This window comes from Streptomyces sp. NPDC047042 (genome assembly GCF_040644035.1).
Lineage (GTDB): Bacteria > Actinomycetota > Actinomycetes > Streptomycetales > Streptomycetaceae > Streptomyces.
The window spans coordinates 86,384-97,606 of record NZ_JBEYVP010000014.1; the positions used below are offsets into that span (position 1 = coordinate 86,384).

General features: G+C 72.3%; 11 protein-coding genes. 6 read left to right on the plus strand and 5 right to left on the minus strand.

The annotated features are described in order from the left end of the window. The first annotated feature begins 126 nt into the window (after positions 1 to 126). Positions 127 to 1,311 carry a helix-turn-helix domain-containing protein gene (locus ABZ855_RS18025; RefSeq protein WP_360807829.1) on the plus strand — a complete coding sequence of 395 codons (1,185 nt, stop codon included), beginning with the start codon at positions 127 to 129 and terminating at the stop codon, positions 1,309 to 1,311. Positions 1,312 to 1,382: 71 nt separating this feature from the next. Here the strand turns inward: ABZ855_RS18025 and ABZ855_RS18030 are convergent, their stop codons facing one another. Then, complete coding sequence (locus ABZ855_RS18030) at positions 1,383 to 1,877, minus strand: NUDIX domain-containing protein (RefSeq protein WP_360807831.1); 495 nt, start codon at positions 1,875 to 1,877, stop codon at positions 1,383 to 1,385. Positions 1,878 to 1,943: 66 nt separating this feature from the next. Continuing rightward, a complete protein-coding gene (lnt, locus tag ABZ855_RS18035) occupies positions 1,944 to 3,554 on the minus strand; it encodes an apolipoprotein N-acyltransferase (RefSeq protein WP_360807833.1) in 1,611 nt (536 codons plus the stop codon). Between the two features lie 221 nt (positions 3,555 to 3,775). On the opposite strand from lnt, the gene ABZ855_RS18040 reads away from it, so the two are divergent. Continuing rightward, positions 3,776 to 4,840, plus strand: a complete 1,065-nt coding sequence (locus tag ABZ855_RS18040; protein ID WP_360807835.1) for an O-antigen ligase family protein — start codon at positions 3,776 to 3,778, stop codon at positions 4,838 to 4,840. Positions 4,841 to 4,938: 98 nt separating this feature from the next. Here ABZ855_RS18040 and ABZ855_RS18045 read toward each other — a convergent pair whose 3' ends face one another. Together ABZ855_RS18045 and ABZ855_RS18050 are read right to left on the minus strand one after the other, a co-directional pair. Continuing rightward, the gene (locus ABZ855_RS18045; protein ID WP_360807837.1) at positions 4,939 to 5,502 is read right to left on the minus strand and encodes a hypothetical protein; all 564 of its coding nucleotides are present in this window, start codon (positions 5,500 to 5,502) and stop codon (positions 4,939 to 4,941) included. A gap of 62 nt (positions 5,503 to 5,564) precedes the next feature. Next, positions 5,565 to 6,350, minus strand: a complete 786-nt coding sequence (locus ABZ855_RS18050; protein ID WP_360807839.1) for an aspartate/glutamate racemase family protein — start codon at positions 6,348 to 6,350, stop codon at positions 5,565 to 5,567. 58 nt (positions 6,351 to 6,408) lie between these two features. On the opposite strand from ABZ855_RS18050, the gene ABZ855_RS18055 reads away from it, so the two are divergent. Beyond that, positions 6,409 to 7,587: a glycosyltransferase gene (locus ABZ855_RS18055; protein ID WP_360807841.1), complete on the plus strand. Its 1,179-nt coding sequence runs from the start codon at positions 6,409 to 6,411 to the stop codon at positions 7,585 to 7,587. Positions 7,588 to 7,596: 9 nt separating this feature from the next. On the opposite strand, the gene ABZ855_RS18060 is transcribed toward ABZ855_RS18055, so the two are convergent. Continuing rightward, positions 7,597 to 8,883, minus strand: a complete 1,287-nt coding sequence (locus tag ABZ855_RS18060; protein WP_360808061.1) for a TerD family protein — start codon at positions 8,881 to 8,883, stop codon at positions 7,597 to 7,599. Positions 8,884 to 9,158: 275 nt separating this feature from the next. On the opposite strand from ABZ855_RS18060, the gene ABZ855_RS18065 reads away from it, so the two are divergent. The 3 genes from ABZ855_RS18065 to ABZ855_RS18075 all read left to right on the plus strand — a co-directional run bounded on the left by ABZ855_RS18065 (position 9,159) and on the right by ABZ855_RS18075 (position 11,172). Further along, positions 9,159 to 9,599, plus strand: coding sequence for a DUF6643 family protein (locus ABZ855_RS18065; RefSeq protein WP_319202885.1), 441 nt, complete (start codon positions 9,159 to 9,161; stop codon positions 9,597 to 9,599). A 41-nt stretch (positions 9,600 to 9,640) separates the two neighbouring features. Then, positions 9,641 to 10,465 (plus strand): MOSC N-terminal beta barrel domain-containing protein, encoded by an 825-nt coding sequence (locus ABZ855_RS18070; RefSeq protein WP_360807844.1) that lies wholly within the window; start codon positions 9,641 to 9,643, stop codon positions 10,463 to 10,465. Between the two features lie 101 nt (positions 10,466 to 10,566). Then, entirely contained in the window at positions 10,567 to 11,172 is a 606-nt protein-coding gene (locus tag ABZ855_RS18075; RefSeq protein ID WP_360807846.1) for a hypothetical protein, read from the plus strand. The last annotated feature ends 51 nt before the right edge of the window (positions 11,173 to 11,223 follow it).

Below are 11,223 nucleotides of genomic sequence, written 5' to 3' on the forward strand. Positions count from 1 at the left end.
CGGTCTCCGCCGACCCATCGCCAACAGCACGTCGACTCCATCACACGACATGACATCCAAGACAGGAGTTCGAACGAACACCCTCCTGGGCGGACCGGCCGCCAACGGCGCCATGAGGAGGGCGACATGGGGAATCTCTTCAGGACACTGCTCAGACAACTCGACAGCAACGCACGACACGCCACCGGGGTCTACCGGCGTGAGGTCGCCGAGTACGAGGTGCTGGAGCGGGACGTGCGCGCACGCGCGGAAGCCCTTGAGTACTCCGTGTGGTTACGGCGCAAGACCATCGACCTGGCGGACAAGGAACAGCCTCTGAGCGCCGACGATCTCGCGCTGATGGCCTCGGTGGGCGAACAGCGTGCCGGAATGGGCCTGTCCTTGCCCGGACACCAGCAACTGGTCGTCGCACACACCCGGTTGCTGCTGCGCGAGATCGACCAGGCGACCGGCCCCGGCGACGGTGACGACCTCATGCGCCTGATGCGCTGGTTCGGCCCGCAGGGCACCCGCGGCGGCGAGGCCTACCTGTCGGGGTACGTGGCGGGGCAGCGACGCCGTATGTCCCTGGCCGGCCGGGTCGGGATGCTGGCGGAGGCGCTGCTGGCCGACGATCCGGCCGCGTCGGGCCTGGCGTCCGGGGTCGGGATGCGCGTGCACCCGCGCTATCGGGTCACCGTGATCCGCGTGCCCGGGCGGCAGCGGCCCCCGAAGGCCCGCCGCGAGGAGATCACCGAGACCCTGCTGCGCCGCCGTCAGGTACCGGTCCTGTGGCACGACCCCGCGGAACTGGTGGCCCTGACACCCGAGCACACCGGTGAGCCGGCCGACGCGGCGACGACACCGACCGGGCAGGAACGCGCGCAGTCCGTCGTCCAGGACATCACGGCGGCCGTGGGCGGCACCTGCGCGATCGGTACGAGTGTCGGCGCGACCGGTGCGCTGGCCGCTGTCCTCGCCCAGGCGCGGCGGGTGAGCCGGGTCGCGCCGATGAAGTCCGGGCAGCAGCATCTGCACACCATGGCCGACGTCTTCGTCGAACTGGGGGTCACCCGGCTGCCGGAGGTCGACGACTGGCTGCGCGACATCGACAGGAACCTGTCCCGGGGCCCCGATCTCGTCGCCACGCTGGACAGGTACTACCAGCTCGACATGGACCGGGCGCGCACGGCGACGGCCCTGAACGTCCATCCCCGCACGCTCGACTACCGCCTGCGGCGCGCGCACGAACTCACCGGCATCCATCCGGGCTCCACTCGCGGCGTACGCGTCCTCAGCGCCGTCGTGACCCGCTCGCTCGCCCGGGGCTGAAGGGGACAACCCGCTCGCAGAGGGCCCGCCGGACGTCCGGCGGGCCACTCACCCCGCGGTCGCCGCCCGGCTCACTCGAAACTGGCGAAACCCGTGGTGTCGAACCAGGTGGGCGCCTCGGCATCGGACATCGCCTGCTTGATCCGGAAGAGCGAGAACTCGTTCAGTTCCGGCAGCGCGTCCACCGCGAACCACGCGACGTCCAGGGACTCGTCGTCGTTCACCCGGGCCTCCCCGCCGACGGCACGGCAGCGGAAGGTGATGTCCATGTACTGGCAGACGTCACCGTTCTCGTACGTCACCGGCTCGAGGGCCTGGACGAGCACGACCCGCTCGGGCACGCACCGGACCGCCGTCTCCTCGTAGACCTCCCGCACCGCGCAGGCCGCCGGCTGCTCACCCGGGTCCGGAATGCCGCCGACCAACGACCACTTGCGGGTGTCGGTACGGCGGCCCAGGAGCACTCTGCCCTCGTCGTCGAAGACGAGGGCGGTGACACCGGGGAGCCAGAGCAACTGGTGGCCGGCGGAGGCACGGACAGTGCTGATGAAGTCAGGAGTAGCCATGACCCGACCCTAACGGGCCGGTCAGGTCACCCTTGTCGATCACGGGGGCGTGGCACCGGCGTACGGCTACACGCCACCGGCGCGCCGCCCGCGCATCCCGGCGCCGATCGCCCAGCCGAGACCGCCTGCGGCGACCAGGACGAGGAGCATCTCGGGCAGGATGCCGAGCTCGGTGGCGGGTGTCTTCGAGGAGCGCAGCGGCACCTTCTGGACGAGGTGGTCGGCCACGAACATGCCGGTCTTCTGGGTGATCCGCCCGTCCGGCATGATGATCGCGCTGACGCCGCTCGTCACCGGGACCGTGACGGTCCGGCTGTGCTCGACCGCGCGGATACGGGACATCGCGAGCTGCTGGTAGGTCATCTCGCTGCGGTCGAACGTGGCGTTGTTGCTCGGCACGGAGATCATCTGGGCGCCGTGGGTGACGGTGTCGCGGACCGCCCAGTCGAAGGCGGCCTCGTAGCAGGTGGCGAGGCCGACCTTGGCGCCGTCCATGGTGAAGACGCCCGGCTTGCTGCCCCGGCTGAAGTCCTGGTGGACCATGGTGGTCCAGTTCTTGTTGATGTGCTCGAGCAGCGAGCGCAGCGGGAGGTACTCACCGAAGGGCTGGACCTGCCGCTTGTCGTACGTGTCGGTGGGCCCCTTCGCCGGGTCCCACAGGATCTGCTCGTTGTAGAGCTTGCCGTCCCGTTGGACGACCCCGCCGACCGAGATGGGCACACCGACCGCCTGGGCCGCGCCCTCGATGACCGCGGCGGCGTCGGGGTCGGCGAACGGGTCGACGTCGGAGGAGTTCTCCGGCCACAGCACGAAGTCGGGCCGGGCCACCTTGCCGGCCTTGACATCGGCGGCCAGCCGCAGGGTCTCCCGCGCGTGGTAGTTGAGTACAGCCTGCCGCTGGGCGTTGAAGTCGAGGCCCGCGCGGGGCACGTTGCCCTGGATGAGGGCGACGGTCGCGGTGCCGTTCTCGGCCTTGTCGCTCACCAGCGTCCGTGCGGCGAGGGCGCCCACCACGGGGACGGCCACGCTCAGCGCGGCGACGACCGCAGCGATGCGGGGCACGACGCCGGTACGGCGCCACTCGATCACCTGCCGGACGATTTCGTACAGTCCGAAGCCGCACAGGACGACCGCGAAGCCGAGTACCGGGGTGCCGCCCAGCGCGGCGAGCGGCAGGAAGACGCCGTCCGCCTGGCCGAAGGCGATCTTGCCCCAGGGGAAGCCGCGGAAGGGCACACGCGCGCGTGCGGCCTCGCCCGCGATCCACACGGCCGCGGCCCACAGCGGCCACCCGGGCAGCTTCGACACGGCGGCGATGCCCACGCCGACCAGCGCGATGAAGACCGCCTCGACGGCGACCAGCGCCAGCCACGGTCCGGAGCCCACCTCCACCCCGGTCCACACCAGCAGCGGCAGCAGGAAACCGAGCCCGAACAGGTAGCCGAGCCCGAGTCCCGCCTTCCACGACCGGCCGCGCAGCACCCAGCCGAAGAGTCCGAAGGCGGGCAGCGCGAGCCACCACAGGGTGCGCGGCGGGAAGCTGACGTACAGCAGCACTCCGGCGAGCGCGGCGGTGGCGGCCGGCCAGAGGCGCAGCAGCCGCGCGCGGCGCGAAGCGGGCGCGAGCTGCGGTTCGAGCTGGTCCGGCTCGTCTATGGAGGGAGCGGTGGCGGTCACTCCGGGAGTGTACGGCGCCCGGCCCGGACGCCGACAGCACGGTCCGGCGGTACCGGTGGGCCCGCACGGCCTCACCTGCCGCATCGTTTCTGCGCAACTCGTCCACAAATCGCCCACCAGCCGTTACGGTGTGCCGGAGCCTCTGACGTGCGCGCCGGCGACGGCCCCGTACGGTCGGGGCCCGTCACAGGTCGGGGGGCGACGGGTTGGGATCCACGGGGATGACATCGGCGACGGACGCGCCGTCGGACGGGGAGAGACGCAACGTTTCCGACGCGGCGGGCGTCGTCGTGCTGGGCGCCTGTGCCGTCTGGTCGCTGATCACGGCTGCCGCCCACGACGGCCGCCCCGAGGGCGTGCTGCTTGCGGTGCTCGCGGTGGCCGCCGGTTACGCGGCGGGCCGGATCTGCGGAGCGCTGATGCCCGTCGCCGCCCCCTGTACGGCGGCGGTGGCCGGGCTGGGTCTCGCGGTGGCCGCCCCGCACGCGCTGCCGGGGCCGCGGATCGCCACCCCGGTCGGGCATCTCGGTGCGGTGGCCGCTCTGCTGGCCCTGGCCACGGGCGCCGCCTGCTGTGCCGCCTGGACGGCCCGGTCGCGGTCGCTGCGGCTGGCGCTGCGCGCACTGGCCGCCTCGGTGACGGTGGCGTCGGCAATTCTCGGCTCGGTGGCCGGCTTCGCCCTCTGCGCCGGCGTCCTGCTCTGTTCACTGGCCGCCGGCCACATGCCGCGCCGGGGCGTGGGCCTCGCGGGGCTGGCCCTCACGGCGGCCCTGCTGACCGGGACGGCGTGGGCGGTCGCCGAGAAGGCGCTGCCGGACGGGCTGTCCGACTCGCTGGAGGGCCAGCTGACCGGGAACCGGGTCCAGCTGTGGCGCGACGCCCTGACGATGGCGCACCGGGACCCGGCGGCGGGGGTGGGGCCCGGCAGGTTCTCGGAACTCAGCGAGACGGCGGCACTGTCGCTGCCGGCCGAGGCGAGACCGCACTCCGCGCCGCTCCAGCAGGCGGCCGAGCAGGGCGTGGTCGGTGTACTCCTGCTGGCGGCGGTCTTCTGCTGGGTGCTGTACACCCTGTGGCGCACTCCGCGCTCCACCGCCGTCGCGCTGACCGCGGGAGCGGCCCTGACGGCTCTGGCGGCCCTCGCGACGGTCGGCAATGTGCTGAGCTTCACCACGGTGACCGTGGGCGCGGGCCTGCTGGCCGGCCTGGCCACGGCCCGTCCGCTCGGCTACGAGACACCGGACGCGGCGACACCACGCGCGCGGGAGCAGCGGGAACGCCGGTGAGCCGGCCGCTAGGGCCTGTTCCAGGTTTCCCGTCTGCCCCGCGACGCCCTCCGGGCGGACGACGGGAAACCTGGAACAGGCCCTAGAGCGACTCGACGTCAGCGCGTCGCCCCGGTGGCGCCCCGCAGTCGGTCCCTGATGACGCGTACGGCCGCCTCCGCGTTGTCCACCGTGATCGTGAACGTGTGCCCGTCCCCGAGGCGCAGCACCACGCCCTCGCCCCGGCGGACGACGACCGCGGTGCCCTGGTGGGGCCGCCAGCGATAACCCCAACCGCCCCACTGGCGCGGGGTGACCCTGGCCACGAACTCCGCGCCGACGATCTGGGAAAGCGGAATCCGGCGGCGCGGCAGGCCGATGTGGCCGCAGCGCACCTCGAGGGTGTCCCTGTCGACCTTCACGGCGACATGCACGAACGCGATGGTGCCGAAGAGGACTAGCAGCCCGGCCGCGATACATCCCACGACGGACATGACGAGCGGTGCGCCGGACGTCCACGCCGAGTCGATCGCCAGCTCGATACCGAGTGCCATGAAGGCGCAGCCACCGAGCGCCAGCAGCCACTGGGCACGGTTGGTCGCCCGGCCTGTCCAGATCTCGGTCGGCACGGGCTCGCCGGTCTCGCCGGCTTCGACGTGCTCGCTGTGGGGGTCGTCCCTCATATGTTTGAGAGTACTCAGCTTCCGCTGCGCGGGCAGCGGGTTGCGGAGGGTGACTGCTCCGGTCAGCGGACGGGGGTGACCGTCTGCAGCAGTCGGCCCTCCTCGTAGGCGAGCGCGGGCGTGGGCAGCGGGCTCACGGTGCCGTTCAGCAGTGCGGTGAGGGTGCCGTCCGGTGACGCCTCGGGCATTGCCTGCGCGCCGAGCCTGCGGAGCGTCTGGGCGGCCACCGCGCCGGCCGAGCCGTGCAGGACGAGCGGCGGGCGGTCGGGCCGCTGGACGGCCGCGCGGATGCGCTCGGCGACGAGTTCGTAATGGGTGCAGCCCAGGACGACGGTCGTCACCTCGTCGGGGGTGAGGGCGGCCGCGGCCGCGATGGCGTCGGCGATCGCCTTCTCGTCCGCGTGTTCGACGGCTTCGGCCAGTCCCCAGCAGGGCACCTCGGTGACCGCGACGCCCTCGGCGAAGTTCCGGATGAGGCCCTGCTGATAGGGGCTGCCGGTGGTCGCGGGGGTCGCCCAGATGGCGAGGGGCCCGCCGCCCGCGGCGGCCGGTTTGATCGCCGGGACCGTCCCGATGACCGGCAGCGCCGGCTCGAGGCGGGCGCGCAGGGCGGTCAGGGCGTGCACGGTCGCGGTGTTGCAGCCGACAATGAGGGCGTCGGGCCGCTGCGCGGCGGCGGCCTCGGCGACGGCCAGGGCGCGCTCAGTGAGGTCCTGCGGGGTGCGCGGACCCCACGGCATGCCCGCGGGGTCCAGGGAGAGCACGAGATCCGCGTCCGGCCGCAGCCGCCGTACCGCCGCGGCCGCCGGCAGAAGTCCGATTCCGGAGTCCATCAGCGCGATCTTCACCCGGTCACTATAAACGGGGTCCCCCTACGGGCCTCGGGGGTGGGGCAGACTGCGGCGGGTGAACGCCGTTGTGTGGATCGCCGTCGGATCACTCGCCGCCTGGCTGTGGCTGCTGCTGTGCCAGGGCTTCTTCTGGCGTACGGACGTCAGACTGCCGTCCTACGACGGGGAGCCGGAGTCCTGGCCGTCCGTCTGTGTCGTCGTGCCCGCGCGCGACGAGGCGGCCGTACTGCCCGCGAGCCTGCCGTCGCTGCTCGCCCAGGACTATCCGGGACGGGCGGAGGTCTTCCTGGTCGACGACGGCAGTTCGGACGGCACCGGGGAGCTGGCCCGGGAGCTCGGGCGACACCAGGGCGGGCTCCCGCTGACCGTGGACTCGCCCGGTGAACCGCCGGCGGGCTGGACGGGCAAGCTGTGGGCCGTACGCCACGGCATCGGGCTGGCACGCGCGCGTGGACCCGAGTTCCTGCTGCTGACGGACGCGGACATCGCCCACACGCCGGACAGCCTGCGGACGCTGGTGGCGGCGGCTCGGGGCGGCGGTTACGACGCCGTGTCGCTGATGGCCCGGCTGCGGGTGGAGAGCGTCTGGGAGCGGCTCGTCGTGCCGGCCTTCGTGTACTTCTTCGCGCAGCTCTATCCCTTCCGCCGGATCGGGAAGAGGGGCACGCGGACGGCGGCCGCCGCGGGTGGATGCGTGCTGCTGCGGACGGAGGCGGCCGAGCGGGCCCGGATCCCGGACGCCATCCGGCACGCCGTCATCGACGACGTGGCCCTCGCGCGGGCCGTCAAGGGCGGCGGTGGCCATATCTGGCTGGGGCTCGCCGAGCGCGTGGACAGCGTGCGGCCCTACCCCCGGCTGCACGACCTGTGGCGGATGGTCTCGCGCAGCGCGTACGCGCAGTTGCGCCACAGTCCGCTGCTGCTGCTCGGCACGGTGCTCGGCCTCGCCCTGGTCTACCTGGTCCCGCCGTTCGCCCTGCTCACCGGCCTCGCCACCGGGACGCCCCCGGCCGCGGTGTGCGGCGGCCTCGCGTGGCTGGTGATGGCGGGGACGTACGCCCCGATGCTGCGTTACTACGGGCAGCGGCTGTGGCTCGCGCTGCTGCTGCCCTTCACCGCGTTCCTGTATCTCCTCATGACGGTCGACTCGGCGGTGCAGCACTACCGGGGGCGGGGCGCCGCCTGGAAGGGACGGACGTACACCCGTCCCGAACCCGCCGCGGAGGAGAGCTGATCCGCCGCGTCATTTGCGGCCGGGGGTCCAGTTCATGCCCCAACCGTAGGCGTGGTCGACGGTCCGCTGCGGGCTCACCCCGCGCTCCGGGACGAGATAGCGGGCCTCGCGCTGGACGATGAGATCGCCCCCGTTGTTGGTGATGAGGGCGAGCGCGCACACCGTGGAGGGCACCGTGCACTCGTCGAGCGAGAAGTCGACCGGCGCGCCGTTCGCCGGGGTCAGGGTGACCGTGGCGTGCAGATCGGCGAAGGAACGCGCCCCCGCGTAGATGGTCACGAAGACCAGGATGCGCCGGAAGGCCTGCTTGCGGTCCAGGTTGACGGTGAGGTTCTCGCCGCTCGACACGGCCCCGGTGCGGTCGTCGCCGTCGAGATGGATGTACGGCGGCTGGTGCAGCGCCCCGAAGGCGTTGCCCAGGGACTGTACGACGCCCTTGCTGCCGTCGGAGAGCTCGAACAGGGCGCACAGGTCGAGGTCGAGGTCGGAGTGCTGGGCGACGGCGCGGCCGAGTTTGCTGCCCCACCCCGAGAACTGCTTGTGCACCTGCCAGTTGAGGTTGACGCGCAGGGCGCCCGAGGTGCCGCCCTGCTTGGTGAGCGAGACGGACGGGGCCTCCTTGGTGAGCGTCACCTTGGTCAGCCGTACCGGCGTCGCCGGAGGTGCGGGCGGGGGCGCGGTCACGGGCCGTGCGGGCGCCGGGGACAGGGGCGCCGGGGGTGCGGGTGTGGCCGGGGCGGTTGCGGGGACGGCGGTCTGCGGGGCGGGCGCGTGCTGGGGCTCGTCCACGGTGATGCCGAAGTCCGTGGCCAGGCCCTCCAGCCCGCTGCTGTAGCCCTGTCCGACCGCGCGGAACTTCCACGCGCCCTGACGGCGGTAGAACTCGCCGAGCACGAAAGCGGTTTCGACACTGGCGCCCGCGTTGTCGAAGCGGGCGACGACCGTGCCCTGCGCCGCGTCACGGACCTCGATGTACAGGTCGGGGACCTGGCCGAACGTTCCTCCGTCGGCGGAGGCCGCGAGGACCACGGTCTCGACCGTCGGCTCCACGCGCGCGAGGTCGACGAGAAGGGTGTCCGTCACCCGGCCTCCCGCGTCCCGTTTGCCCTCGTGCCGGACCGCGCCGGAGGAGTGCACGGGCTGGTTGTAGAAGACGAAGTCGCTGTCGGAACGCACCTTTCCGGCGACCAGCAGCAGCGCGGAGGCGTCCGCGTCGGGCACGCCCGGACCGGAACGCCAGCCCAGTTCGACCCGGAGTGCGGTTGTCGGTACCGGAGTGTTGGATCCCTTGGACATTGACATGGCTGCCCCCATCTCTGCCGGCCTCGCGAGACAACCTATTCTCCCGGGCCCGCGGCCTCCTGTTGAACTCCCTTGCCGGACGCGGGAAGAACGCGGGGCGACCCGTCGGTAACCCGCCTGGAACCTGGCCTTTACCTGATCTCAGCATGCCGGGGTGCCCCTTTTTGGCAAGTTCGCTCGCATTGGGGGTCCCAAGTCACCGCCGACACGGAAAACAACCCTCTTATCGGTCTCCCCAACCAGCTCATCGTGGGCTTAACTTATGTGCCATGACCTCCCCCCGCTCCACCTACGGCGGCGGCTACTACTCCGCCTTCCCGGACACTCCGATCTACGACTCGCTCGTCGCCGAGCGGGGCACTCCTCAGATCGCCCCGATCCGGGTCCCCGCCGCGTACGACACGGGCAGCAGCAACCTGCCCGCGCTGCCGTCGGCGCTCCCCGCACTGCCGGCCGGGCCCTCCCAGCAGGCTCCCTCCTACGGCTACCCGCAGGCGCAGCAGCCCTCGCCGCTGCAGCAGGCGCCCGCCGCCTACATTCCGCAGCAGGTACCGCCGCGTGGTTACCCCGGCGGCCAGCCGATGCAGCAGCAGCGCCCGGCGCCCATGGCCACCGGTTACGAGGCGATGCGTCCTGCGGCCCCCCGGCCCGCGCAGCCGCAGTACCAGGATCCGTACAACAACCAGCAGCAGCAGTACCGCGGGTACTGATACCACCCCGGAATGTCCGTGCCTGCTGGCACGATGGCGGTATGGGGAATGCGGAACTGCACTCGATTCACATCCATCCGGTCAAGGCGTTCCGGGGCCAGGCGCCCCGGCAGGCCGTGGTGGAGCCCTGGGGGCTGGCCGGAGACCGACGCTGGGTTCTGATTGACGCCGGGGGAAAGGTCGTCACACAGCGCCAGCACCCGCGCCTGGCGCAGGCCGCCGCCGAACTGCTGCCCGACGGCGCGATCCGGCTGTCCGCGCCCGGTCGCGCGCCCCTGGCCGTGCCCGTCCCGGAGGTGACGGGCACGACGACGGTGGACATCTTCGGCACCAAGGTGCAGGCGGTGCTCGCGGGCGACGAAGCACACGACTGGTGCGGCGGATATCTCGGTGAGGACGTCCGCCTTCTGCACATGGACGATCCGGGCACGCGTCGCGCGATCGACCCCGAGTTCGCGTCGCCCGGCGAGACCGTGAGTTTCGCCGACGGCTTCCCGCTGCTGCTCACCACGCTCGGGTCGCTCGACGCCCTCAACTCGCTGATCGCGCAAGGGGATCGCGCTCAGGAGGGCCCGCTGCCGATGAACCGCTTCCGGCCCAACGTGGTGATCTCGGGGACGGCCGCCTGGGCCGAGGACGACTGGTCCCGGATCGCCATCGGCGAGGTCTCCTTCCGCGTGGCCAAGATGTGCGGGCGGTGCGTGGTGACCACCACCGACCAGGAGACCTCCGAACGCGGCCGGGAACCGCTGCGCACGCTCGGGCGCCATCGCCGCATCGACAACCAGTTGATCTTCGGCCAGAACCTGGTGCCCGAGACTCCCGGCACGATCAGCGTGGGCGATCCGCTGAGGATCCTCGGCTAGGGGGATTGGTCCCGTGAGCGGGAACACCGGCACCTGGGTCGGCCGTTGGGTCTGTGAGAAGTGCATGAGACGGCCGGCGGGTGCGGGAAGGGGGTGCGGCTGTGCGGGTGATCGGCGGACTCTGGCGCTGGCGGCACAATCCGCTGCGCCGCGCGACCGACCTGGCGGAGGCCTGGGTGGCGCTCGTGGCCCTGTTGCTGATCCTCGTCGCCGCGCCCCTGATCGGCCTCCTGATCGGCGGTGTCGCCCAGGACGCGCTGCAACAGGCCGTACGGGACCAGCGGGCGGCCCGCCACGTCGTGACGGCCACGGTGGTCAAGAAGCTCCCCCGCTCCCCTCTGGAGCCCGACCCCGAGTCGGCGGCCGCCCGGGAGGCCAGAAGCCGCGTGGAGGCCGACTGGACGGGGCCGGACGGCACCTCGCAGCACGGCAAGGTCATGGCGAGCCTCAAATCCCCGCATCCCGGCGACCACTTCACCCTGTGGACGGACGAACACGGGCGAATAGCCGCCCGCCCGCTGGACACCGCCACCGCGACGACACACGCCGTCCTGGCCGGATTCGGTGCGGCCGTCCTGTCGGCCGGATTCGTCGAGGGCGGCCGGCGCCTGATCGTCTGGCGCATGGTCCGTCGCCGGTACGCCCGCCTGGACCGGGCCTGGGAGCGGGCCGGACCCGACTGGGGCCGGACCGGGACCGGCAGTTGACCGCGTTCCCGCTCTGGTCAACCCACCGTGCCCGCGCACGCTACGGTGGAC